At 73.3% G+C, this 24534-nt stretch carries 23 protein-coding genes; 11 read left to right on the top strand and 12 right to left on the bottom strand.

The features are described from left to right. Positions 1-3: 3 nt before the first annotated feature. From AQJ64_RS36365 to AQJ64_RS36355, 3 genes are all read right to left on the bottom strand, one after another. The gene (locus tag AQJ64_RS36365; RefSeq protein ID WP_055635170.1) at positions 4-882 is read right to left on the bottom strand and encodes a hypothetical protein; all 879 of its coding nucleotides are present in this window, start codon (positions 880-882) and stop codon (positions 4-6) included. A 52-nt stretch (positions 883-934) separates the two neighbouring features. Continuing rightward, positions 935-2461 carry a hypothetical protein gene (locus tag AQJ64_RS36360; protein WP_055635171.1) on the bottom strand — a complete coding sequence of 509 codons (1527 nt, stop codon included), beginning with the start codon at positions 2459-2461 and terminating at the stop codon, positions 935-937. A gap of 73 nt (positions 2462-2534) precedes the next feature. After that, positions 2535-3269 (bottom strand): GntR family transcriptional regulator, encoded by a 735-nt coding sequence (locus AQJ64_RS36355; RefSeq protein ID WP_055635172.1) that lies wholly within the window; start codon positions 3267-3269, stop codon positions 2535-2537. A gap of 183 nt (positions 3270-3452) precedes the next feature. Between AQJ64_RS36355 and AQJ64_RS36350 the strand changes: the two genes are divergently transcribed. The 5 genes from AQJ64_RS36350 to AQJ64_RS36330 are packed head-to-tail and all read left to right on the top strand — an operon-like array spanning position 3453 to position 7919. After that, positions 3453-4754, top strand: coding sequence for an MFS transporter (locus AQJ64_RS36350; protein ID WP_055635173.1), 1302 nt, complete (start codon positions 3453-3455; stop codon positions 4752-4754). Continuing rightward, positions 4751-5605: a putative hydro-lyase gene (locus tag AQJ64_RS36345; RefSeq protein ID WP_244902708.1), complete on the top strand. Its 855-nt coding sequence runs from the start codon at positions 4751-4753 to the stop codon at positions 5603-5605. Before AQJ64_RS36350 ends, AQJ64_RS36345 begins: the two co-directional genes overlap by 4 nt. A gap of 60 nt (positions 5606-5665) precedes the next feature. Further along, on the top strand, positions 5666-6424 hold the full coding sequence (locus tag AQJ64_RS36340; RefSeq protein WP_055638468.1) for a LamB/YcsF family protein: 759 nt from the start codon (positions 5666-5668) through the stop codon (positions 6422-6424). Between the two features lie 2 nt (positions 6425-6426). After that, entirely contained in the window at positions 6427-7053 is a 627-nt protein-coding gene (locus tag AQJ64_RS36335) for a 5-oxoprolinase subunit B family protein (RefSeq protein ID WP_055638469.1), read from the top strand. Continuing rightward, positions 7050-7919: a 5-oxoprolinase subunit C family protein gene (locus tag AQJ64_RS36330; protein ID WP_055638467.1), complete on the top strand. Its 870-nt coding sequence runs from the start codon at positions 7050-7052 to the stop codon at positions 7917-7919. Before AQJ64_RS36335 ends, AQJ64_RS36330 begins: the two co-directional genes overlap by 4 nt. Positions 7920-7941: 22 nt before the next feature. On the opposite strand, the gene AQJ64_RS36325 is transcribed toward AQJ64_RS36330, so the two are convergent. The 5 genes from AQJ64_RS36325 to AQJ64_RS36305 all read right to left on the bottom strand — a co-directional run bounded on the left by AQJ64_RS36325 (position 7942) and on the right by AQJ64_RS36305 (position 13519). After that, on the bottom strand, positions 7942-8847 hold the full coding sequence (locus AQJ64_RS36325) for an SGNH/GDSL hydrolase family protein (protein ID WP_055638466.1): 906 nt from the start codon (positions 8845-8847) through the stop codon (positions 7942-7944). After that, positions 8844-10007, bottom strand: a complete 1164-nt coding sequence (locus AQJ64_RS36320; protein WP_055638465.1) for a glycosyltransferase — start codon at positions 10005-10007, stop codon at positions 8844-8846. The genes AQJ64_RS36325 and AQJ64_RS36320 overlap by 4 nt, the downstream gene beginning before the upstream one ends. Next, positions 10004-11131 carry a glycosyltransferase family 4 protein gene (locus tag AQJ64_RS36315; protein ID WP_055638464.1) on the bottom strand — a complete coding sequence of 376 codons (1128 nt, stop codon included), beginning with the start codon at positions 11129-11131 and terminating at the stop codon, positions 10004-10006. Before AQJ64_RS36315 ends, AQJ64_RS36320 begins: the two co-directional genes overlap by 4 nt. A 227-nt stretch (positions 11132-11358) precedes the next feature. After that, positions 11359-12780 carry a HEAT repeat domain-containing protein gene (locus AQJ64_RS36310; protein WP_055638463.1) on the bottom strand — a complete coding sequence of 474 codons (1422 nt, stop codon included), beginning with the start codon at positions 12778-12780 and terminating at the stop codon, positions 11359-11361. Positions 12781-13111: 331 nt separating this feature from the next. Beyond that, the gene (locus AQJ64_RS36305; RefSeq protein WP_055638462.1) at positions 13112-13519 is read right to left on the bottom strand and encodes an ankyrin repeat domain-containing protein; all 408 of its coding nucleotides are present in this window, start codon (positions 13517-13519) and stop codon (positions 13112-13114) included. 276 nt (positions 13520-13795) lie between these two features. Between AQJ64_RS36305 and AQJ64_RS36300 the strand changes: the two genes are divergently transcribed. Further along, positions 13796-13990, top strand: a complete 195-nt coding sequence (locus AQJ64_RS36300; RefSeq protein WP_055638461.1) for a hypothetical protein — start codon at positions 13796-13798, stop codon at positions 13988-13990. 52 nt (positions 13991-14042) lie between these two features. Further along, on the top strand, positions 14043-15611 hold the full coding sequence (locus AQJ64_RS36295; protein WP_059203337.1) for a P-loop NTPase family protein: 1569 nt from the start codon (positions 14043-14045) through the stop codon (positions 15609-15611). A gap of 69 nt (positions 15612-15680) precedes the next feature. Here AQJ64_RS36295 and AQJ64_RS36290 read toward each other — a convergent pair whose 3' ends face one another. Next, the gene (locus tag AQJ64_RS36290; protein WP_059203336.1) at positions 15681-17180 is read right to left on the bottom strand and encodes an SCO1417 family PLP biosynthesis transcription factor; all 1500 of its coding nucleotides are present in this window, start codon (positions 17178-17180) and stop codon (positions 15681-15683) included. 64 nt (positions 17181-17244) lie between these two features. Here AQJ64_RS36290 and yczE point away from each other — a divergent pair, with 64 nt between their 5' ends. The 4 genes from yczE to AQJ64_RS36270 all read left to right on the top strand — a co-directional run bounded on the left by yczE (position 17245) and on the right by AQJ64_RS36270 (position 20779). After that, positions 17245-17949: a membrane protein YczE gene (gene yczE / locus AQJ64_RS36285; RefSeq protein ID WP_055637202.1), complete on the top strand. Its 705-nt coding sequence runs from the start codon at positions 17245-17247 to the stop codon at positions 17947-17949. Continuing rightward, positions 17946-18713 (top strand): glycerophosphodiester phosphodiesterase family protein, encoded by a 768-nt coding sequence (locus tag AQJ64_RS36280; protein ID WP_055637203.1) that lies wholly within the window; start codon positions 17946-17948, stop codon positions 18711-18713. Before yczE ends, AQJ64_RS36280 begins: the two co-directional genes overlap by 4 nt. Before the next feature lie 54 nt (positions 18714-18767). Next, positions 18768-20126 carry an MFS transporter gene (locus AQJ64_RS36275; RefSeq protein WP_055637204.1) on the top strand — a complete coding sequence of 453 codons (1359 nt, stop codon included), beginning with the start codon at positions 18768-18770 and terminating at the stop codon, positions 20124-20126. A 278-nt stretch (positions 20127-20404) separates the two neighbouring features. Beyond that, on the top strand, positions 20405-20779 hold the full coding sequence (locus tag AQJ64_RS36270; protein WP_055637205.1) for an RNA polymerase-binding protein RbpA: 375 nt from the start codon (positions 20405-20407) through the stop codon (positions 20777-20779). An 85-nt stretch (positions 20780-20864) separates the two neighbouring features. Here the strand turns inward: AQJ64_RS36270 and fxsA are convergent, their stop codons facing one another. From fxsA to AQJ64_RS36255, 3 genes are all read right to left on the bottom strand, one after another. Then, entirely contained in the window at positions 20865-21395 is a 531-nt protein-coding gene (gene fxsA / locus AQJ64_RS36265) for an FxsA family membrane protein (protein WP_055637206.1), read from the bottom strand. 46 nt (positions 21396-21441) lie between these two features. Further along, entirely contained in the window at positions 21442-22335 is an 894-nt protein-coding gene (locus tag AQJ64_RS36260; RefSeq protein ID WP_055637207.1) for a polyprenol monophosphomannose synthase, read from the bottom strand. Between the two features lie 568 nt (positions 22336-22903). Then, a complete protein-coding gene (locus tag AQJ64_RS36255) occupies positions 22904-24520 on the bottom strand; it encodes an amidohydrolase (RefSeq protein WP_059203335.1) in 1617 nt (538 codons plus the stop codon). Between the last annotated feature and the right edge of the window lie 14 nt (positions 24521-24534).

Below are 24534 nucleotides of genomic sequence, written 5' to 3'. Positions count from 1 at the left end.
CCGTCAGGAGTGGAACGGCAGTCCGGCGTCGGCGACCAGCTCCAGATCGTCCGTCTCGTCGGGGGGCAGCAGCGTCGCCGTGCCGTCGGTGACCGGGACGACGCCCAGTTCCAGCAGCTCGGCCAGGGCCGCGCTGCCCGCCATGTCGCGGACCTGGAGCTGGTAGCGGGCCGTGGTGCGGTACGTCCCGCCGTTGTCGTCGCCGGTGCGCTGGAGGAAGCCGGAGTCGGTGAGGAAGGCGACGGCCTTGCCGACGATCCCGGTGGTCGAGCCGGCGAGTCTGCGGGCGTCCTTGGTGGCTCCGGCGGCACTGCGTCTGGCCCAGATCCGCCAGGCGGCCTCCAGGCCGGGGGCGTCGGTGGCCGGGTCGGTGTTCTCGCCCTGTTCCTCGGCGCGCTCCTCCAGCCGGCGGCAGGCCTGGCGGACGAAGGCGTCGACGCCGTTGACGCTGACCCGCCCGATGTATCCGTCGTCGGCGAGGTCCTCGGGGCGGGGGAACGCCATCGCGGCGACCGCGAGATGGGCGAGTCCGTGCAGGAAGCGGTCGCCGCCGTCGGCGGACGTGCGACGCGCGTAGTCCCCCATCCGGACGGCGAACACCGAGTCCTCGGCGGCGGTCACGGCCATGCCCGCGCGCGGGGACACCTCCAGCACGATCAGTCCGAGTCCGGCGGCGACGGCGTCGGCGAGCCGGGCGAACGCCGGGTCCTCGCGGTGGCGGCGCAGCAGGTCGGCGTACTCCTGGTCGCGCGCGGGCTGCAGTTTGGGTTGCAGACCGAAGGCGACGAGCCGCGCCGCGTCGGCGGCGTCGGCGGGGGTGAGGGGCGCGGACACCGGCGCGGGTCCGGTGTCCGGCTCACTCCACTCGACGTGCTCGCTCACGGGTTCGGCTCCTCGGTGTTCTCGTGGTGATTCAGGGGACGTCCGGTCCGGCTCATGCCGCCTCCGTGCGGTCGGCCGCCATCCCCGCGGCGTCCAGCAGGGCGGTGCCGACGATGAGGTCGGCGCCGCCGAACTCGGGGTCGTCCAGCTCCGTGCCGTCGTCCACGGCGAACAGGAGCTTCTCCTCGCCCTGCCGGTAGGCGGTGCCGACCGCGGGGCTCGCCGCGTGCACGGCCAGCAGCGCCACCAGGTAGGGCAGGTCGGGATCGGTCCGCCGGGCCTCGGCCAGCAGCCCGGAGAGTCTGCGGGGCGCGTCCGCCGGGAGGTCGAGCAGTTCCTTCGCGGACGCCAGTTGTTCCTCGCTGAAGCGGCTGTCGTCCGGGGTCGCGATGAGGTCGGGCTCCGGCATCTCCGCGCCCAGGTGCTCGCGCTCCACCGGTGGCGTCAGCAGCAGGTCGACGAGGTCGCCCATCCGCACGGTCGCCGGGGTCCGCAGTCCCGTCCCGCGCGCGAAGAACGCGCCGGTGACCCGGGCCGCCTGTTCCAGCGGCAGCGGGAGCACGGGGGTGACGAGATGGCCGTAGAGGTCGATCCCCGACGACGTCATGGGTGTGGCGAAGGCCTGCCGGTCCTGTTCGGCGCGGAAGAGCGGGCCGGCCTCCAGGAGGCGGGACTGGAGCTGGGTGTGGCGGCGGATGCAGTCCTTGACGATGTCGACGAGTTCGGCGGCGCGCCGCTTGTTCTCGGCGTCCTCGATCTCGTCGCGGGCCCGGCGGATGTTGGTGAGGATCGCGTTCTCGTGGCGGTAGCGGTCGGCCACGTGGTCGAGGGCCTCGGCGATCATGTCGGGGACGGCGTTGAGCCAGTCCACCGCGCGGACGTTGCGCCGGGTGGCCTCCAGGGCCCTGCGGAGGGTCTCGGAGTACTGCACGGTGCGGTAGCGGGCCTGCTCGGCGGCGAGCTGGGCGTCGGCGAGGCGGCCGCGGCGGATGAGGACCTCGAGCTTGACCTCGGCGGCGATCTGGGCGCTGGTCACGTCGGTGTCGAGGGCTCCGACGAGGACGTTGACCGCCTCGTCCGTGGTCCGCAGGTAGACCGTGCCGCCGTAGCCGGGGACCTCCTCGATCAGCTTGAAGTCGTAGTCGCGGCGCACATAGGTGCCGTCCGCCGCGAAGGTGCCGTACACGGCGCGGAAGCCGCGGTCGACGCTGCCGACGTTGATCAGGTTCTCCAGGACCCAGCGGGCCACGCGCTCGTGCTCGGCGACGGGCCGCCCGGGGGCCTGTGCGGCGATACGGGGGATGAGGCGGGCCACGATCTGGTCGTGGTCGGCGCCGGTGTCGAAGTCCATGTTCAGGGTGACGAGGTCGATGGCGGCGAGGGCGATCTCCGCCATGCCGTAGACCGAGTACTCACCGGCGAGGTTGGCCTTGCGCGCGTCGAGGTCGTGGATGGGCGCGGTGCAGGCGAGCGCGCGCAGCCGCCGCGCCAGGCCCTCGTCGGCGGCCGGACCCGGAGCCGGGCGCGGCGCCGCGCCGGGCTGGGGCGGAACACGGTCCGTCGGTGCAGGCGAAGTCACGGTGCACAGAGTAGGTCCTCGGTCTGACAACGACCCAAACGACCGCAGATGCGACCGGGGGCGGAGACCGCCGTCACGGGGCCGCGGAAGGGCCTCGGGCGCCGTCCTCGCCCGTGGCGGCTTCACCCACCCGGCGCCGGTACACCTCGACGACCCGGGCCAGGGAGTCCCGCAGGTACACCTCCAGCAGCCGCTCCGCGCCGACCTGGTCGCCGGCCTCCAGCGCCTGGAGGATCTGGCGGTTGCGCATGAGGTACGGCTCGTGCAGCCGGCGCGGGTCGTCGACCACGTGGAAGGCGAGGCGCAGCTCCGCGAAGACGCTCCGCATCAGCTCGTCGGTGCGGGCGCTGCCGGCCAGGGCGACCAGTTCGCGGTGGAAGTGGATGTTGGCGGTACCCACCACTTTCCAGTCATTCTCGAGGGAGGCCACCTGCCCCTCGGTGACGGCCGCGCGCAGCCCGTCCAGGGCGTACGGCGGCTCGCCCAGGCTCCGCACGACGGCGCACTCGACGAGCGCGCGCGTGCGGTAGATGTCCTCGACGTCCTCGACGGTCAGGACCCGGACGAACACGCCCCGGTTCAGCTCGTGGACGAGCAGCCGTTCGTGCGTGAGCAGCCGGAACGCCTCGCGGAGCGTGTTGCGGGAGACCCCGAGCGCGCCGCCGATGCTGTCCTCCGACAGGCGTGTGCCCGGCGGGAAGAAGCCTTCGGCGATACGGCTCCTGAGGATGTCCGAAACCCGTTCGGCCGTGCTGGTGCGCCCCAGGAGGGCGCGGTCGTCGGCCAGTCCCGCCAGCTGCTCTGCCATGCCCGGAATTCAACCGCAGAACACGAGAACGAAACAACACGGGTATTGAAGGATCGTTCAACGATCCTCTACCTTCCTGTCCACGACACGACACAGCACGGCACGGCACGGCACGGCACGACACGACACAGCACGGCACGGCTCACTCCCCGCACCCTTCGTCATCCCTCTGCGAGGTGCCCCATGAGCACGACCCCACCACCACAGGCCCCGAGCCACGACAAGCGCCCCGCCACCGCCGCCCACGCCCCCGATGACGGGGCGTTCGCCTGGCTGCGCGCCCTCGGACCGCGTGGCCGCCGCGCCTTCGCCGGCGCGTTCGGCGGCTACGCCCTCGACTCCTACGACTACTTCACGCTGCCGCTGAGCATGGTCGCCCTCACGGCGTACTTCGGTCTGGACAACGGCCAGACCGGTCTGTTCACCACCGTCACCCTGGTCGTGTCCGCGATCGGCGGCGCCGCCGCGGGCATCGTGGCCGACCGGATCGGCCGGGTCAGGGCACTGATGATCACGGTGATCACCTACGCCGTGTTCACGGTCGCCTGCGGCTTCGCGCCGAACTACGAGACGCTGCTGGTCTTCCGCGCGCTCCAGGGCCTCGGCTTCGGCGGCGAGTGGGCGGTCGGGGCGATCCTGGTCGCCGAGTACGCGAGCGCCCGGCACCGGGGCCGTACCCTCGGCGCGGTCCAGAGCTCCTGGGCCGTCGGCTGGGGCCTGGCGGCGATCGTGTACACGCTGGTCTTCTCGTTCTTCGACGACGACGTGGCCTGGCGCGTGATGTTCTGGACCGGCGCGCTGCCCGCGCTGCTCGTGGTGTGGATGCGGCGCCGGGTGAAGGACGCGCCCGAGGCGGCCGCCGCCCGCGAGCGGAGCGCGGTGAAAGGATCGTTCCCGGCCATCTTCAGGGGCCCCCTGCTGCGCACCACGCTCTTCGCCGGGCTGCTGTCCACCGGCGTCCAGGGCGGCTACTACACCCTGGCGACCTGGGTGCCGACGTATCTGAAGTCCGAGCGTGGCCTGTCGGTGGTCGGCACGGGCGGCTATCTGAGCTTCCTGATCTCCGGCGCCTTCCTCGGCTACCTGACCGGCGGCCATCTCACCGACCGGCTGGGCCGGCGCCGCAACATCTGGCTGTTCGCACTGCTGTCGGCGCTCTGCATCCTGGCGTACGCCCGCATCCCCGACGGCGCCAACACCCTGCTGCTGGTTCTCGGCTTCCCGCTCGGGTTCTGCATGTCGGCGATCTTCAGCGGCTTCGGGTCCTATCTGAGCGAGCTGTACCCGACGGCCGTGCGCGGCACCGGGCAGGGCTTCACGTACAACACCGGACGCGCCGTCGGCGCCGTCTTCCCCACGACGGTCGGCTATCTGGCCGACAGCTGGGGTGTGGGCGGCGCGCTGGTCTTCGGCGCGATCGGCTACGGGATCGCCGCCCTGGCGCTGCTGGGGCTGCCGGAGACGCGTGGGAAGGAACTGGAGTGAACCGTCCGATCCTCACCGAGGACCGCCCCCCGGCCGCCGCGGGAGACATTCCCCTGACCCTCGTGGATCAGCACGCGCACGCGTGGAGCCCGGAAAGTGCCCGGGCCCGCTTCCGGGCGGGCCTCGCGGGCCCCACGGCCGGGGTCGCCGCGGGCCACACCCAGGTCAACCTGATCTCGGTGCCCGCGGACTGGGCGTACGACATGCTCCTGTTCTGCCAGCGCAACCCGAAACCGTGTCCGGTCCTCGACGTCACCGACGCCGGTTCTTGGACGACCGTCCTGGCCGAGGGCGCCGATCTGCGCACCGATCTGCCGCGCTACCGGGTGTGGGAGCACGGCGAGCTGGTGGACGAGCCGACGGACGTGCGCGCGTACTGGCGCGAGGACCTGGTGTCGTTCCTGATCGGGTGCAGCTTCACCTTCGAGTGGGCGCTGTCCGGGGCGGGCGTCCCGATCCGCCACGTCGAACAGGGGCGCAACGTCCCGATGTACGTGACGAACCGTCAGTGCCGGCCGGCGGGCAGACTGCACGGCCCGATGGTGGTGTCGATGCGTCCGGTGCCGCCGCGGCACCTGGCGGCCGCCATCCGGGAGAGCAGTCTGCTCCCGGCGGTGCACGGCAGCCCCGTACACTGCGGCGATCCCTCGGGACTGGGCATCGACGACCTCGGCCGGCCCGACTTCGGCGATCCGGTGGCCGCCGAACCGGACGACATCCCGGTGTTCTGGGCCTGCGGAGTCACCCCGCAGGCCGCGGTGATGGCCTCGCGCCCGCCGTTCGCCCTCACCCACGCCCCTGGCCAGATGTTCCTGACCGATGCCCGCGACGAGCAGTACCGCGTGGCCTGAACAGGACGGACGAAACGTCATGAAGAAGCACGAGGAAGCCCGAAGGAACCGGAAGGAACCATGACCGCGATCGATCTGAACGCCGACCTCGGCGAGGGCTTCGGCCGCTGGCGGCTCACCGACGACGAGCAGCTGCTGTCCGTCGTGACGAGCGCCAACGTGGCCTGCGGCTTCCACGCCGGGGACGCGGCCACCATGCGGCGGGTGTGCGAGCTGGCTGCCGAGCGGGGCGTGACGATCGGCGCCCAGGTCTCCTACCGGGACCTGGCCGGGTTCGGGCGGCGCGCCATGGACGTGCCGCCCGCCGAACTGGCCGCCGAGGTGGCGTACCAGATCGGCGCCCTGGAGGTCTTCGCGCGGGCGGCGGGCGCACGCGTGGCGTACGTCAAGCCGCACGGCGCGCTCTACAACCGGGTGGTGCACGACGAGGAGCAGGCCGGGGCGGTGGTCGACGGGGTGCTCCTCGCCGACGCCTCGCTGCCCGTGCTCGGGCTGCCCGGCTCACGTCTGCTGGACGCGGCCCGGAAGGCGGGTCTGCCGGCCGTCACGGAGGCGTTCGCGGACCGCGCCTACACCGAGCAGGGCACCCTGGTGCCGCGCGGCCTGGACGGGGCCGTGGTCACCGATCCGGTGACCGTCGTGGAGCGGTCGGTGAGCCTGGCCCGTTCCGGCACGGTCGCCTCCGCGGCGGGGCCGGTCATCGAGGTACGCGCGCGTTCCCTGTGTCTGCACGGCGACACACCCGGCGCGGTGGAGCTGGCGCGCCGGGTCCGGCGGCGGCTGGAGGAGTCCGGGGTGCGCGTGGAGGCCTTCGCATGAGCCTGCGTGTCCTGCCGGTCGGCGACGACGCCCTGCTCGTCGAGGTGGCCTCCGGCGCCGCGGCGCAGGCCCTGCACGCCGAGCTGGTCCGGCGTCGCGCGGCCGGGCTGCTGACGGTCCGGGAGATCGTCCCGGCGGCCCGGACGGTGCTCCTGGACGGCGTGCCCGACCCGGTCCGTCTGACGTCCGAGCTGACGGCCGCCGAGATCCCGCCCGCTCCCCCGGGGGCGCACGAGGTGATCGAGCTGCCGGTGCGCTACGACGGTCCCGACCTCGCGGACGTCGCCGCCCACTGGGGCGTCCCCGCGCACGAGGTGGCCCGTATCCACGCGGAGACCGAGTTCCGGGTCGCGTTCTGCGGTTTCGCGCCCGGCTTCGGCTATCTCACCGGGCTGCCCCCGCGCTACGACGTCCCGCGCCGGGCCACGCCGCGCACGGCGGTGCCGGCCGGCTCGGTGGCGCTGGCCGGGCCGTACACGGGCGTGTACCCGCGTTCGTCGCCGGGCGGCTGGCAGCTGATCGGCAGCACGGACGTGGTGCTGTGGGACCACGCGCGCGTGCCGGCCGCGCTGCTCTCGCCGGGCACGCGCGTGCGTTTCGTCGCGGCGGAGCCGGTGGGTGCCGGGTGACGGACCGCGCTCTCTCCGTCGTCCGCGCGGGGGCCCTCACCACCGTGCAGGACCAGGGGCGGCCCGGGCACGCCCATCTCGGCGTGCCCCGCTCCGGCGCGCTGGACGTGCCCGCGGCGGCCCTCGTCAACCGGCTCGTCGGCAACCCTCCCGGGGCGGCGGTCCTGGAGACCACCGTCAACGGCTGCGCCCTGCGGCCCCGTTCCGACGTCACCGTCGCGGTCGGGGGTGCGCCCTGTCCGGTGACGGTGAACGGACGTCCGGTCGCCTGGGGGGCGCCGGTCCGGGTGCCCTCCGGGGCGGTCCTCGACGTCGGGTCCGCCGTGTCCGGGCTGCGCAGCTACGTGGGCGTGTCCGGCGGCGTCGCCGTCGAACCGGTCCTCGGCAGCCGCTCCACGGACCTGCTCTCGGGGCTCGGACCCGTACCCCTCGCGGACGGTACGGTCCTGCCCCTGGGCCCGGAACCCGCCCCGCACGCGCGCGTGGACGTCGCCCCGCAGGCCGCTCCCCCGGCCGAACTCGTCCTGCGCGTCACGCTCGGCCCGCGCGAGGACTGGTTCACGGCGGAGGCGGTCCGTGTCTTCACCACGCGCGCGTACCGCGTGTCCCCGGCGAGCAACCGCATCGGCCTGCGCACCGAGGGCCCCGTCCTGGAGCGGGCCCTGCCCGGTGAACTGGCCAGCGAGGGCATGGTGTTGGGCGCCGTCCAGGTGCCCCCCAACGGCCAGCCGGTGGTCTTCCTGGCCGACCATCCGACCACGGGGGGCTACCCGGTGATCGGGGTCGTCCGCACGACCGACCTCCCGGCGGCCGCCCAGGCGGTACCGGGCACACCGGTGCGTTTCGTGGCGGTACGACGGCGGTGACGACTCCGGTCAGCACGTCAGCCTAGGCGGCGTCCGGCTGCGGTTCCGTCGCGGACAGCGCCGCCAGTGCCGCGGAGACCGCCGCCGACGCCCGTAGGTCGAGCCGGGCGCTCGTCCCCCGCGCGCGGTGGTGCATCTCGTCGGCGGCCAGCCTGAGCAGCTGGGGCAGCAGGTCGGTGCAGCGCCGGGCCACCCAGCCGGTGCCCGCCGTCGCCAGCCACCACAGGCTCGCGGAGGTCGTCGGCGCCGGGCACTCCGGCTCGGGCGAGGGCGTGGGTCCGGTGGCGAGGCCCGCCTCGGCCAGCAGCGCGTGGAAGCGCACCGCCAGCTGCCGGTGTCCCCGTTCGCCCGGGTGCAGCCGGTCCGCGCTCCGCATCGCGCGGTCCGTCAGCCAAGGGCCCTCCGCCGCGTGCAGATGGACGGCCCCGTACCGTTCGGACAGCGCGTGGACGACGGTGTTGACCGCGCGCTGACGCCGGGCCAGCGGACGGGCGAGGGCTCCGGGCAGGCCGAGCATGGCTCCCGGGTCGGGCAGGCACGCCGTGAGCAGCACCGCGCCCTGCTCGGCGAAGGCGGCGTACACCGTGTCGAGCCGGGCGGCGACGGCGTGGATGTCGAAGGTGCAGCGGAGCGTGTCGTTGACGCCGACGACGACGGACACCAGGTCGGGCCGCAGCGCCAGCCCGGCCGGGAGCTGCCGTTCCAGCACGTCCCGCGTCTGCGCGCCGCTGACCGCGAGGTTCGTGAACTCCACGGACCCGACGGACTCCGTCGGCGCCGCAGACCCCATGGATCCCGCAGACCCCGCCGATTCCTCGGTGAGCCCGGCGGCGAGCAGTGCGGCCCAGCCGCGCCACCCGTCGCCGGCCGGGTCGCCCACGCCCTCGGTGAGGGAGTCACCGAGGGCGACGAAACGGACGCGTCTCATCCCACCCCTCCGGTCACGACGGAACGCGCCCGTACCGTCGCGTCGTGTGCCGCGAGGAACGCCTCCACGGACGTCCCCCACCCGAAGCACTCCGCACGCGCGCGTGCCGCTTCCCGGCGCTCGGGCACGGAGCGCTCCAGGAGACTCTCCACCGCGTCCGCGAAGGCACCACCCCGGTCGGCCGCGACCGCGCCCGCCTCTCCGATCACCTCGGGCAGCGCCGAGGACGCGCTCACGACGACCGGCGTCCCGCAGGCCATCGCCTCCAGGGCGGCCAGCCCGAAGGTCTCCGCGGGCCCCGGCGCCAGGCACACGTCGGCGGAGGCCTGGAGCGCGCCCAGGGCGGCCCGGTCGGCGACATGCCCCAGGAAGGTCACCGGCAGTCCGCGTTCCCGGGCCCGCTGCTCCAGGCGCGGCCGCAGCGGCCCGTCCCCGGCGATCACCAGCGCCGCCCGCGCACCCCGCGCCACCAGCGCCTCCAGGGCGTCCAGCGCGGTACCGGGCCGCTTCTCCACGGACAGCCGGGTGCAGGTGACCAGCAGGATCTCGTCCTCGCGCGCGTGCCGGGCCCGTACGCCCGCGTCGTACAGCGAGGGATGCCGTGCGACGAGGTCGACGCCGAGCGGGGCGCGCACCACGTTCCGCGCCCCGATCCGTACGAACTCCCGTTCGGCGAACTCGGTCGTGCACACCACGCGCGCGTACGTGTGCGCCGTACGGATGTTGAGCGCGTCGGCGGTGCGCCGGGCGGTGGCCTCGGACAGGCCCCAGGTACGCAGCACGCCGTCGGCGGTCTCGTGGGAGACCATCACGGCCGGGACCCGGGCGCGCCGCGCCCACTTGCCGGTCCAGCGCAGCGTCGTACGGTCGGAGACCTCCAGGCGGTCCGGTGCGAGGTCCTCCAGAAGGCGGGCGAGGCGGCGCTTGTCGGTGAGGACGCGGTAGCCGCCGGTGCCGGGCAGCAGCGGTCCGGGCAGGGTGATCACCCGGCCCTGCTCGGTGTCCCGGTCGCCCGCCCGCTCGCCCGGCACGATCAGGACGGGTTCGTGCCCCGCCTCGCGGTAGCCCTTGCCGAGTTCGCGCAGCGCGGTGCGCAGTCCGCCCGAGGCGGGGGCCACGAAGTTGGCCAGGCGGACGATCCGCAGCGGCCCGCCGGTCACGCCGCCACCACCGGCCGGCGCGCGGCCAGCACGTCCCCGTAGTGGCCGATGAGCTGGTCGCCGACGGCGGCCCAGGTGCGCCCCTCGACCGTGGCGCGCCCGGCGGTGCCGTACGCCGTGCGCAGGGCGGGGTCGGCGGCGAGGTCCGCCACCGCGTCCCGTACGGCGGCCGTGTCGCGCGGCGGGAAGAGCAGGCCGGTGCGGCCGTGGGCGACCAGGTCCAGGGGGCCGCCGGCGGCGGGCGCGACGACCGGCACACCGCTGGCCATGGCCTCCTGCACGGTCTGGCAGAACGTCTCGAAGGGACCCGTGTGCGCGAAGACGTCCAGCGAGGCGAAGATCCGGGCCAGGTCGTCGCCGGTGCGGCGGCCGAGGAAGACCGCGCCGGGCAGGGCCTCGTCGAGGTGGGCGCGGCTGGGCCCGTCGCCCACGACCACGACCCGTACGCCCTCCAGCCCGCACACTCCGGACAGCAGTTCGACCTGCTTCTCGGGGGCGAGGCGGCCGACATAGCCGACGATCAGTTCGCCGTGGGGCGCGAGTTCTCGGCGCAGGGTCTCGTCGCGGTGCTCGGGGCGGAAGCGGACGGTGTCCACGCCGCGCTGCCACAGCTTGACGCGGGGTATGCCGTGCGTCTCCAGGTCGTGCAGGGCGGCACGGGAGGGCGCGAGGGTGAGGTCGGCGGCGGCGTGCACGGAGCGGATGCGCCGCCAGGCGGTGGCCTCGCCGACGCCCATGTACGTGCGGGCGTATCCGGCCAGGTCGGTCTGGTAGACGGCGACGGCGGGGATGCCGAGCCGGGCGGCGGCCGCCATGCCGCGTACGCCGAGGACGAAGGGGCTGGCCAGGTGGACCACGTCGGCGCGGTGCTCGGCCATGGCCGCGGCGACACGCCGGCTGGGGAGGGCGACGCGGACCTGCGGGTAGCCCGGGAGCGGGAGGGAGGGGACACGGACGACGGGGCACGGCGCCGAGGCGTCGGGCCCGGTACCGGCCGCGGTGGCCGGTGCGACGACGAGCGGGGAGTGACCGCGATCTACGAGGTGCCGCGCGGTCTGGAGCGCGCAGTGGGCCACGCCGTTCACGTCGGGGGGAAAGGATTCGGTCACGATGACGACACGCATACCGGTGTTGTCGCCGCCTTGGACGTGGCCGCGTCAACGTGGATCTTTCCTGACGACAAACGTCCCATGAGCGTTGCGCTGCGTGCGCCGGCGCCCCCCGAACGGCCCGCGCCGCCGGTGCCCGAGCAGGTCAGGCCGTGTCCATGCCCGCCTGACCCGCGGGTCATCCGGTGTTCACCGGGCGGGCGGACATCGGCCGCTCCGGCGGCGCCGGGCCGGGCGTGGGTCTACATCGCGGACGCCGCGTCCGGTCCGATGCGGCTGCGTACGGCCGTCTGGACCTCGGCCTCCTCGGCGGGGTCGGCGGCGAGCCGCCGGAGGCGTTCGACGACCCGGGCGTCGCCGGTCTCGGCGTGCCGGGCGGCGATCTCGCGGGTGGCCTCCTCGCAGTCCCACAGGCATTCGACGGCGAAGCCGGTGGCGAAGGAGGGGTCGGTGGCGGCGAGGGCGCGGGCGCACCGCCCGCGCAGATGGGAGGAGGCCGTCTCGCGGTAGATGTGGCGCAGCACGGGGGCCGCGCAGACGATGCCGAGTCGTCCGGTGCCGTCGACGAGGGTCCACAGGGTCGGCGCGTCGCAGCCTTCGCCGCGTACGGCCTCGCGCAGGGCGCCGAGGACGAGGTCGCTGTCCTTGGTGCCGCCGCGGCAGGCGAGCATGCGTCCGGCGGCGGCGCCGAGGGCGTCGGGCCGGTGGGCCCAGCCGCGGGCCCGTTCGACGGCGGCGATGCTGCGCATGCGTTCGAAGGCGTCGACGGCGGCGTCCACGACGGCGGTGGAGCCGGTGATCACGGCCTGCTCGACGAGGGTCAGGGCGTCGGGGTCGTTGCAGTCGGCGAGGTAGCGCAGGGCGGTGCAGCGGGCTCCGTCGGTGCCGTCCTTGGCGGCCTGCACGATCTCCGGGCGGTCCTCGGGGCCGGCCACGGCGGTCAGGCAGCGGGCGGCGGGGACGTGGAGGGCAGCACCGCGCTCCAGGCCCTGCTGCGCCCATTCGAACACGGCCCGCACGCTCCAGCCGGGGCGCGGTCCGCTGGGACTCATCTGGCGTTGCCAGCGGTCGAAACAGCCGGCCTCCTGGGCGGTACGCACGCGTGTGGAGACGTATTCGCGGGGATCCTCGGCCCACAGGCGCCAGGGCCGTGGCTCGAAGGCGTCCCGTACGGCGACGGCCAGTTCGGCCTCGCCCTCGGCGTCGGTGGCGAACCGCGCGAGCACCGGTGCGGCGAGGGCGCGCAGCCCGGCGTCGTCGTCGCGCAGGGCGAGCTCGTCCAGGGCCCAGGCCCAGTTGGCACCCGTGGCGGCGTACCTGCGCAGCAGTTCCAGGGCGTCCCGCCGGCCGTAGGAGGCCAGGTGGCCCAGGACGGCCAGGGCGAGGCCCGTGCGTGACTCCTCGGTGTCGAAGGCGTCCTCGACGTCGAAGAGATGCGCCTCGATCTCGTCCAGCTCGCCGCTGAGGTCGAGATAGAGACGGGCGTAGTAGAGGGAGCGGTTCTCCACCTGCCAGTCGTGGCGGGGATCGCGCAACACACAGTGGTTGAGTGCCGCGAGCGCTTCGGCGCGCGGGGCGGTGAGCGCGTGCAGCGTACCGTCGCCTCGGCCTCTCTGGAGGAGGCCGAGCAGGGTACCGCTGGGCGCTATGACCGGATCGAACATGGGAAACAGCCTCACATCAAGCGTCGACGCAACCGGGGACGTGCACTACCTGGCCGCGTGACAACACGTCGGGGCGCCCGCCGTTTCCTGCTTGCTGTAGACCATCTTCCTCTGCCTCTCGTCGGTGGCCCATGCGGACCGCATCACGGCCCGCGCGGTGCGGCAACACCTGCCCAGCCCTCGCGTCCGTGAATCACGTCGTCATGATGACCCGGCGCTTCTGCCTGCCGCGACCGATATTTCCGGCGGCCTTGTACCGCCTCCCCCGTGGTCGTCGATTTACCTGCTCAGGAACTTCGTATCACCTGATCGCAAGCCGTCGGTGCGACGGCTAGGAGCCGTCGGCCCCCTGAGCCGCGAACAGCTCCAGGAGCTCGGCCCTGGCGAACATCCGGGCCGTGTCGACGGCCGAGGGGGTGCCCGCGGACGGGTCGGCGCCCGCCTCCAGAAGGACCTTGATCACGTCTGCCTCGCCCTTGAAGGCGGCCCCCGCGAGCGGGGTCTGCCCCCGGTCGTTGATCCGGTCCGCCTCGGCGCCACGGGCCAGCAGGGCCCGTACCGCGTCGGCGTGGCCGTGGTAGGCGGCGAGCATCACCAGACCGTCGCCGCGGTCATTGGTGAGGTTCGCCGGAACGCCCGCGTCCACATACGCCACGAGCTCCTCGGTCCGCCCCTGCCGGGCCAGATCGAAGATCTTGGTCGCCAGCTCCACGACCTCGGGGTCGGGGGCTTCACTCATCGGCCTGGACCGCCTCTCGCTCACAGCTCGACTCAACCGTTCAGGTGAATCGCCAGCGTACTGGCTCGTGCCGTACATGGGTGGTCCTGTCCGAGGCAAAGATCACGGAGCGACCCGTTCGCCGTAATTCTCCTGCTCAGGCAGCCCAGCAGATGTTCCGCCATCAGGGGGAAATGCACGGAAAATCATCCAGTTGCACCTTTTATCGTATGGATACATCCTGTGATCCTGGAAGTACTCATGGTGACTGTCCCCACGCGAACCAGGAGATCCCCAATGATCCTGTCCATGTCAGGCGTCGTCCTGCTCGGCATCATCGTCTTCCTCTTCTTCCGCAAGGACGGACTGAAGGCGTCGCACGCCTGCGTCTCGGCCCTGTTCGGCTTCTACCTGGCGAGCACGGCCATCGCCCCGAGCATCAAGGCGGGCGGCGAGAGCCTGGCCGGCCTGCTCGGCGGCATCAAGTTCTGACGCCGCCCGTCCCGCCGACCGTTCCTTCCGTACGCACGATCAGGAGACAGCAGTGGCCCGGCGCCCCCTCCCCCGCATCCTGAGCACAGGCAGCGCGCAGATCGCCCGGAGCCGGGAGCTGGCCCGGACGGCGGCCGACAGCGCCACCGACGTCCTCCAACCACTGATCACGATCACGCGCGGTCTGCGCCGGCTGGCCTCGGCCGGGCGGCGCAGATGGGCCGAGACCCCCAAGGACAAGCGCGGCCCGCTGCTGTTCCTGGCGGCCTCGGTGATCCTGGTCGTGGTGCTCGTGCCGTACGGCCCGCTGCTCGCCGTCATCACCCTGATGGCGGCGGCGGCCTGGCAGGGCCGGGACCGCACCCCACCGGATCCCGAAGGCCCCGACGAGTCGCAGACCCAGCGGCTCCAGTCGCTGTACGAGGCCCTGGTCCCGTACTTCTCGACGGCCGAGGACCCTTCTCCCCTCTATGCCCACGGCGGCGAGTGGGAGAAGGCCTTCCCGGCGTACGAGTTCGACGGCTCCGGCCGCATCACCCAGCTCGTGATCCGCTACCCGGCCTACTTCCCGGACGGCGAGGCCGAGCCCCGCGCGCGGGTCGAGCTGCTGCTCACCGCGAAGTCGGGCCGCGGCCGCGAGTACCTCTTCACCTGGGACGAGGAGGGCAACGAACTCACGGTCGGTGTCCTCGACCCGCTCCCCACCGACATCGCCGCCCAGCGGTTCGTGACCGCGCCCGGCGAGGCCGTCCTCGGCTTCACCGACCCCATCCGCGTCCAGCGCACGCTCCCCCTCACCTACGGCGCGGAACAGCGCGACGTCCCGCCGGTGGTCTGGCGCACCGGCGCCCGCTCCACCGAGCCGCACCTGCTGGTGGTGGGCCAGCCCGGCAGCGGCACCTCCACCCTGCTGCGCTCCCTCGCGCTCCAGGCCCTCCAGTACGGCGACGTCCTGATCGTCGAGGGCGGCGGAACCGGCGAGTACGCCTGCCTCACCGGCCGGGACGGCGTCCTGGGCGTCGAGGTGGGGCTCGCGGGGGCGCTGACCGGACTGGAATGGGCGGCCCAGGAGACCGAGCGCCGTCTGATCGCGGCCAACCAGGCCCGCCAGGCGGGGCAGACCCCGCCGGAGGACACCAGGCGCCCGCTGTGGATCCTCCTCGACCGGCCCACCGCCTTCGTCCCGCTCGCGGCGGCGGACGGCCGCGAGGACCCGCAGTCCCTGCTCCAGGTTCCACTGCGGCACGGCCGCGCGGCCTCGGTCACCGTGGTCGTGGCCGAACAGTTCGACAGCCTCGACCTGCTCAGCGATGCCGTACGGCAGCACACGCGCGCGCGTGTCGTGCTCGGGCCCGCCTCGGCGGGGCGGCTGGCCGCGGTCCTCGGGGCTCCTCCGCACACCACGCCCGTGGAGCAGGTTCCGCCGGGGCGGGGGTATGCGCGGCTGGGGGCGGGGCCGGTGCATCGGCTTCAGGTGCCGGCCACTCCGGATCCGTACGACGACGCGACGAGTGAGGTGCAGCGGCAGGCGGTGCTGGAGTTGCTGCCGCCGCGGAGCACTCCGGCGGACGCGGCGGCCGACGCGCTTCCGGTGCCGGTCGAGGCGGCGGTCGCGGAGTAGCGCCCGCCACGGCCCGGTCTCACCACCGCGACGGGTGGGCGGATCTCCCGGATCCGCCCACCCGTCGTGTCACGCGACGAACGTGCGCGGTGCCTCGCCGCCCGCCGTCCCTCCGCTCCGCACGATGTTCGCCGCCGCCGCCAGGCGGGCCGCCGCCTCGTCGGCCACCGCGCCGCCCACCGTGAAGGGGAGCCGGACGAATCCCTCGAAGGCGCCGTCGACCCCGAAACGCGGGCCGGACGGGACGCGGACCCCGACCCGTTCGCCCGCCTCGGCGATGCGCGAGCCGGACAGGCCCCCGGCCCGGACCCAGAGCGTCAGCCCGCCCTCCGGTACGGCGAACTCCCAGTCGGGCAGCTCCCGCCGGAGCGCCCCGACCAGCGCCTCCCGGTTCTCCCGGGCCTGGGCGCGGCGCAGGTCCACGGCCTGCTCCCAGCCACCGGTGCCGAACAGCCAGTTCACCGCGAGCTGCTCCAGCACGGGGGTGCCCAGGTCGGCGTAGGCGCGGGCCGCGACCAGGCTGCGGATGACGTCCGGCGCCGCCCGTACCCAGCCGATGCGCATCCCCGCCCAGAAGGCCTTGCTCGCCGAACCGACCGTGATCACCGTCGACCCGGCGGGGTCGAAGCCGCACACGGGCCGGGGCATCTCGACACCCTCGTCCAGCCACAGCTCGGTCATCGTCTCGTCGGCGACCAGCACGGTCCCGGCCGACCGGGCCGCCTCCACCAGCCGCCGCCGCTGGTCCTCGTCGGCCAGGGCGCCGGTCGGGTTGTGGAAGTCGGCGACGACGTACGCGATCCGCGGCGCGGCCTCGCGCAGCACCTGGCGCCAGCGGTCCATGTCCCAGCCGGCGAGCCCCTCGGCCATGGCGACGGGCACCAGCCGGGCCCCCGCCTCGCGCATGAGCTGGAGGATGTTGGCGTAGGAGGGCGACTCGACGGCGATGCGTTCGCCGCGCCCGCCGAAGAGATGACAGATGGCGTCGATGGCGCCCATCGCTCCGGTCGTCACCATGATCTGCTCGGGCATCGTCGGGATCCCGCGCGCGGTGTAGCGGTCGGCGATCATCGAGCGCAGCGCGGGCAGGCCCGCCGGATAGTCGCCGTGGGTGTGGGCGTACGGGGGCAGTTCCTCGAGGGCGCCCTGGACGGCGCGGGTGAGCCAGGGCTCGGGTGCCGGGAGGGCCGCGCAGCCCAGGTCGATCATCGAGCCGAGGGCCTCCGGCGGCAGGGGTTCCAGGCCGCGCGCGGGCAGCGGGTTGCCCGCCGGGACCGCTGTCCAGCTGCCGGCCCCGCGCCGGGACTCCAGGAAGCCCTCCGCGCGCAACGCCTCGTAGGCGGCGGCGACCGTCGTACGGCTCACCGCGAACGACAGGGCCAGTTCGCGTTCGGCGGGCAGGCGTGCGGCCACCGGGACCCTGCCCTCCAGGACCAGCAGCCGGATACCGTCGGCGAGCGCCCGGTAGGCGGGCGGACGTCGGGTGCCGGGGCCGGCCGGGCGGTCCTGCTGGGACTTGAGCAGCCGTGCGAGCTGGGCGGCCCCCACCGCGGAGGTCCACTGCGCCATGGATACCAGTCCACCTTCCCCGAATTGGCCATGGATGACGATTCCTTCCAAGCCACAGAGTGTCATGCGTCAGGCCACTACCACCATCAGGGGGCTTCCCTTGTCCACGCCGGCCCGGTCCACCAGGGGACCTCTCGTACGCCGACTGCTCCAGCTGTACGCCGGGCTCGCCCTCTACGGCGCCAGTGCCGCGCTGCTCGTCGAGGCGGGCCTCGGCCTGGAGCCGTGGGGTGTCCTGCACCAGGGCCTGGCCGAGCTCACCGGTCTGACCATCGGTGTCGTGTCGATCGTCGTGGGCGCGGTGGTGCTGCTGCTGTGGATACCGCTGCGCCAGCGCCCCGGCCTGGGCACCGTCTCCAATGTCTTTGTGGTCGGCCTCGCGATGGACGGCACCCTGGCCCTGGTCCCGGAGGTGCACGCCCTGACCGTTCGCGTCCCCCTCCTGGTGGCCGGTGTCCTGCTCAACGGGGTGGCCACCGGCCTGTACATCGCCGCCGACTTCGGGCCCGGTCCGCGCGACGGCCTCATGACCGGTCTGCACCGGCGCACCGGCCGCTCGATCCGGCTGATGCGGACGGCGATCGAGGTGGCCGTCGTCGTGACCGGTTTCACGCTCGGCGGCACCATCGGCGTCGGCACCCTGCTCTACGCGCTGTCCATCGGTCCCCTCGCCCAGTTCTTCCTGCGGGCGTTCGCCGTTCCCAAGGCATCCGACGGCAGCACGGTCGTTGCCACGGGGACACCCCATGGGGCGATACTGCGCGGGTGACCACCCTCATACGCCACCCCTACCTCGACCATCCGGGGCCCATCGCGTTCGCCCACCGCGGCGGGGCCGCGGACGGTCTGGAGAACACCGTGGCGCAGTTCCGGCGCGCGGTGGAGACGGGGTACCGCTACATCGAGACCGATGTGCACGCCACCCGGGACGGCAAGCTCGTCGCCTTCCACGACGGGACGCTGGACCGGGTCACCGACGGCGCCGGCCGGATCGCCGACCTGCCGTGGGCGGACGTACGGCACGCGCGCGTGGCGGGCAAGGAGCCGGTGCCGCTCTTCGAGGAGCTGCTGGAGACCTTCCCCGAGGTGCGCTGGAACGTGGACATCAAGGCGGAACCGGCGCTGCATCCCCTGCTCAACCTGATCGCGCGCACCGGCGCCTGGGACCGGATCTGCGTGGGCTCGTTCTCCGAGGCCCGCGTCGTGCGCGCCCAGCGGCTGGCCGGGCCGCGCCTGGCGACGTCGTACGGCACCCGGGGTGTGCTCAATCTGCGGCTGCGGTCCTGGGGGGTGCCCGCGGCGCTGCGGCCCTCGGCGGTGGCCGCGCAGGTGCCCGAGGCCCAGTCGGGCATCCAGGTCGTGGACCGGCGTTTCGTCCGCGTCGCCCACGCGCGAGGGTTGCAGGTGCACGTGTGGACCATCAATGATCCCGATGCCATGCACCGGCTCCTGGACCTGGGAGTCGATGGCATCATGACCGATCACATCGACACGTTGCGCAAGGTCATGGAGGACCGGGGCGTCTGGGTCTGACCCGCCGCACACCGTCGTCGCACGCCTTCGCACCAGCGGGAAGCGAGGGCACGGGTGGGCACCGACACCGTGCGGACGGCGGCGTCCGAGGAGGCCGCCGGGCGGCGGCGCGAACAGCGCGGCTGGTACTTCTACGACTGGGCGTGCTCCGTCTACTCGGCGAGTGTGCTCACCGTGTTCCTGGGGCCGTATCTGACGTCCGTCGCCAAGGAGGCGGCGGATGCGGACGGGTATGTGCATCCGCTGGGCATACCGGTGCGCGCGGGGTCGTTCTTCGCGTACTCCGTGTCCCTGTCGGTGATCCTCGCGGTGGTGGTGATGCCCCTGGTGGGTGCCGCCGCCGACCGCACGGGGCGCAAGAAGCCGCTGCTGGGGGTCACCGCCTACGTGGGCGCCACGGCCACCACCGGCATGTTCTTCCTGGGCGGCGACCGCTATCTGCTCGGCGGGGTGCTGCTGGTCGTGGCGAACGCGTCCATGTCCGTCGGCACCATGCTCTACAACTCCTATCTCCCGCAGATCGCCCCGCCCGAGGAACGCGACGCGGTCTCCTCGCGCGGCTGGGCCTTCGGCTACGCGGCCGGTTCGCTGATGCTGGTCGTGAACCTGGTCCTCTATCTCGCCCATGACTCCTTCGGTGTCTCGGAGTCGACGGCCGTGCGCATCTGTCTGGCCTCGGCGGGTGTGTGGTGGGGCGGGTTCGCGATCATCCCGCTGCGGCGGCTGCGCGACCGGGGCCGCACCGAGCCGGCCGCCGGACGGGAGGCGACGGCTCCGGGGCTGCGCCAGCTCGCGGCGACGATCCGCGACATGCGCCGCCACCCCCTCACCCTCTCCTTCCTCCTCGCCTACCTCATCTACAACGACGGCATCCAGACCGTGATCTCCCAGGCGTCGGTCTACGGCGCCGAGGAACTCGGCCTCGGCCAGTCCACGCTCATCGGCGCCGTCCTGCTGGTCCAGGTGCTGGCCGTCGCGGGCGCGCTGGGCATGGGGCGGCTGGCCCGGACGTACGGCGCGCAGCGGACGATCCTCGGCTCGCTGGTGGCCTGGACGCTCACCCTGGGGGCGGGGTACTTCCTGCCGGCCGGGGCGCCGGTGGGCTTCTTCCTGCTGGCCTCGGCGATCGGGCTGGTGCTCGGCGGCAGCCAGGCGCTGTCGCGGTCCCTGTTCTCCCATCTCGTACCGCCGGGCAAGGAGGCCGAGTACTTCTCCGCGTACGAGATGAGCGACCGCGGGATGAGCTGGCTCGGGCCGCTGCTGTTCGGGATCACCTACCAGTTCACCGGAAGTTACCGGGACGCGATCATCTCCCTGGTGGCCTTCTTCGTCATAGGGTTCCTGCTGCTCGCGCGGGTTCCGGTGCGGCGGGCGATCGGGGCCGCCGGAAATCCGGTGCCCGAGAAGATTTAGCGCTCAAGGCGAAAGGGCGGTAGTGTACGCGTTTGGCCTGCCAGGCGTACCGTTACTGCGCGTCAAAGATGCCGAAACGCTGGGTGACATCTCCTTGCAGATGTGACAAACCGGGCGCCGGTGGGTACTGCACTGGTTGACAAGGCTGCGGCTACGACGGCGACGCAGGACCCGGAACGGGACTCGGAACGGGAATCTTTACCGCCGACCGGACGTTGACCGGACGACGACGACAGCGACACCTGTCCTGTGGGCGACAAGCCCGGGAGGCACGATTCATGAGTGAGCGAGCTCTTCGCGGCACGCGCCTCGTGGTGACCAGCTACGAGACGGACCGCGGTATCGACCTGGCCCCGCGCCAGGCCGTGGAGTACGCATGCGAGAAGGGGCACCGGTTCGAGATGCCCTTCTCGGTCGAGGCGGAGATCCCGCCGGAGTGGGAGTGCAAGGTCTGTGGTGCCACTGCACTCCTCGTGGACGGCGACGGCCCTGAGGAGAAGAAGGCCAAGCCCGCGCGTACGCATTGGGACATGCTGATGGAGCGGCGGACCCGCGAGGAACTCGAAGAGGTCCTCGAGGAGCGGCTGGCCGTTCTGCGGTCCGGGGCGATGAACCTTGCGGTGCATCCCCGGGACAGCCGTAAGTCGGCATAGCGGAAAGCCGGTAATCAGCGCAGGCACATGACCGCGGGCGCCGTACGTGAGACACGTACGGCGCCCGCGGTCTTTGTGCGCTGGATCACCGCTCGTCCCTGATGACCTCGCCCTGGACCACCTTGCCGTCCGGGCGGTGGATGCGGGCCTGCTGGAAGGCGTCCCCGAGGGAGCCGGGGCCGGTGGCGGCGAGGAGCTTGCGTTCGGCGTAGGAGCTGACCGCCCTCTGGACCGGCGGGAGCAGCAGGAGCAGGCCGGCGGCGTCGGAGATCAGGCCCGGGATCATCAGGAGCAGGCCGCCGAGCATCATCAGGCCGTTGCCGGAGCCCTTCGAGGGCGAGCCGCCTCGCTGGAGGGCCTCGTTGAGGTTCCGGAAGGCGCGGCGGCCCGCGCGCTTGATGACCACGGAACCGAGGACGAAACCGGCGACGAGCAGCAGGAAGACCACGAATCCGCTCGTCGCGGCCGCGACCGTGGACAGCAGCCAGATCTCCAGCACCAGCCAGGCGGCGAGCCCGAGCGGCAGGTACGTCCGCAGGCGCGAGCGCCGGGGGCGGTGGGGAGCGGAGTCGGAGCCGGAAACGGGGTAGGTCGGGATCGGAGCGCCAGTCGTCATGCTTCCAGTGTGCCCGGACCCGGCTCAGAGCGGCATAAAAGGACGATCAGCCCTCGCTGTGGGGCTTCGCGGTCGTCTCTCCGGACACCTGGGCGGACGCCTTGACGGCCGGGACGGCAGCCTCGGCCGGCGTCCGCGGGGGCTCGGGCTGGTCCGCGGCGCGGCCCGTGATCTTGCCCACCCGCTCCCCCACGCCCCACGCCGTGACCCGCCACAGCGCCTCGACGAGGATGTCCCGGCTCATCTTGGAGTCGCCGAGTTCGCGCTCGACGAAGGTGATGGGGACCTCGACGACATGGAAGCCCGCCCTGACGGCGCGGCGGGCGAGGTCGACCTGGAAGCAGTAGCCCTGGGAGGACACCTCCCCGAGACCGAGGCCCTCGAGGGTCTCGCGCCGGAAGGCCCGGTAGCCGCCGGTGATGTCGCGCAGCGGCAGGTCCAGGGCGAGACGGGAGTAGAGGCTGCCGCCACGGGAGATGAACTCGCGGGACTTGGGCCAGTTCACCACCCGGCCGCCCGGCACCCAGCGGGAGCCCAGGACCAGGTCGGCGCCCTTGAGCGCGGTGAGGAGGCGGGGCAGTTCCTCGGGCTGGTGGGAGCCGTCGGCGTCCATCTCGACGAGGACGCCGTAGCCGTTCTCCAGGCCCCAGCGGAAGCCCGCGAGGTAGGCGGCGCCGAGACCCTCCTTGCCCTTGCGGTGCAGGACCTGGACCTGGTCGTCCGCGGCGGCCAGCTCGTCCGCCAGCTTGCCGGTGCCGTCGGGGCTGTTGTCGTCGGCCACGAGGACATGGGCCTCGGGGACGGCCTCGCGCACCCGGCCGACGATGCCCTTGATGTTCTCCGCCTCGTTGTAGGTCGGAATGATCACCAAGGCGGTGCCGAGCGGGCCGAACTGCCTCCCCCGCTTCTGTGCCGCGAGGGTCCCGTCGCCGTCGTTCACTGCTGCCCCTTCGTGTCCGTACGCAGGCCACCACCATAGTGGCCACCGCCTGCGATGACGTGACAGGACGATCGAATGGTGGTGTCGATTCCACAAGAGCGGGGTAAGAACCAGCTTTTGGCCTTGTTTGTACGAACGTACCCCGCCCGGGTGAGTCGAAGCGTGCTGCGGATGGGGGCCCGGCGCCCTTCGGGCCGACCTGGGGCCCGCTGGCTGCGGGTCGACCGAAAGCCGTTGTCTACTGAGCGCCCGGGCCCCACCCGGGTCACACCTCCCCGGCCGGACGGAACGTTCCCTCGCTGCGGCGCTGGCGCTGAGCCTGGCTGCCAGTGGCGGTGCCCCGGTGCGGCACACCGTCCCTGACCCAGCGGCGCCGCCACGAGTGCGCGGACGTTCTGCGGCGGGGCGTCCGGTGGTGGACCCGGCCGAACCTACCCGCCCCCGGCCATCGGCTGTCAACAGCCGTTCGACCTGCGGTTTTGCGGTCAATGCCCTGGTCAGCGGGGAAGTGGTGCCGGACACACCTCGGCGTGCGGACGGGTGATCTTCCCCGCACCGGACCCGGAGATCACTCGCCCGGCCGTACGAACACCGTCCTTCCGGCGACCACCGTGCGCAGGCACACGGGAAGGTCGCCGCCGGGGGTGAGGTCGGGCAGGCCGGGGGTGCCGGAGCGGGGGTCGGTGGACCAGCGGGCGACCCGGTCGTCGGGGGCCTGGACGACCAGGTCGTCGGTGCGCCAGACCGCGTAGTCCGCGGGTGCTCCGGGGACGAGGACACCGGCGTCGTCGCGGCCGATCGCCCGCCAGCCGCCACGGGTGTGGGCGGTGAAGGCGGCGCGTACGGAGACGCGGTGCTCGGGGGTGCGGTGGAACGCGGCGGCGCGGACCGTTCCCCACGGGTCGAGCGGGGTGACCGGGCTGTCGGAGCCGAACGCGAGCGGGACGCCGGCCCGCAGCAGGGCCGCGAAGGGGTTGAGGGTGCGGGCCCGCTCCACGCCCAGCCGCTGGGCGTACATGCCGTCCTCGCCGCCCCACAGGGCGTCGAAGGCGGGCTGCACGGAGGCGGTGAGACCCAGCTCGGCGAGGGCCGCGACGGTCCCGGGCGTCAGCATCTCGGCGTGCTCGACCCGGTGGCGGGCGGCACGGATCCGGGCGAGGCCGACCTTCTCGGCGGCCGCCCGCACACCGTCCACCACGGCGGTCACGGCGGCGTCGCCGATGGCGTGGAAGCCCGCCTGGAGACCCGCCTCGGTGCAGGCGACCACATGGGCGGCGACGTCGGCGGCGGTCAGGTAGGCGGTGCCGGTGTGGGCGGCGTCGGTGTAGGGGGTGTGCAGACAGGCGGTGTGGGAGCCGAGGGCGCCGTCGACGAACAGGTCCCCGGCGGCGCCGAGCGCGCCGAGTTCCCGGGCCCGGTCGGCGTCGCGCTCGGCCCAGTAGCCGACGACGCGCGGGCCGCTCTCCTCGGCGGCGAGCCGCAGCAGGTCCGTGAAGTCGTCCTCGGAGGAGATCTCGGGGCCGCCGCACTCGTGGACGGAGCCGATGCCGAGCGAGGCGGCGTGCGCGAGGGCGGTCCGCTGGGCCTCGGAGCGCTGGGCGGGCGTCACGGCTGCGAACGCGGCGGCGCGGGCCACGTGATGGGCGTCGCGGGTGAGCGGCTCACCGTCCGTGCAGCCGGGCTCGGTGCGGGTGCGGGGCGCCAGGTCCAGCAGGGCGGTGGTGACCACGGCCGAGTGGACGTCGATCCGGCTGAGGTAGAGCGGCCGGCCGCCGGCGGCCTCGTCCAGTTCGTCCCGGCGGGGAGCGCGCCCCTCGGGCCAGCGGGAGGCGTCCCAGCCGTGTCCGAGCAGCACCTTGTCCTGCGGACGGGCGGCGGCGAAGTCGCGTACCAGGGCGAGGGCCGCCGGGAGGGAGACGGCGGAGGACAGATCGAGGCCGGTCAGGGCGAGGCCCGTCGAGGTGGTGTGGACGTGCGCGTCGGTGAACGCCGGGGTGACGAGGGCGCCGTCGAGGTCGACCACCTCGTCGACGCCGTCCGCGAAGGCGTCGGCCGCGCCCTCCGAGCCGACCCAGGCGACCTGGCCGCGCTCGACGACCATCGCGGTCGCGAACGGGTCGGCGGGGCTGTGGACCTCTCCGCGGCGGAGCAGGACGGTCTTCGGCTCGGGTGTGCGCTCACTCATGACCGACAGTTTCT

This window comes from Streptomyces griseoruber (assembly GCF_001514205.1).
Taxonomy (GTDB): Bacteria; Actinomycetota; Actinomycetes; order Streptomycetales; family Streptomycetaceae; genus Streptomyces; species Streptomyces griseoruber.
Note: the sequence above shows the minus strand (reverse complement) of the source record. Positions and strands in the feature narration are given on the sequence as shown.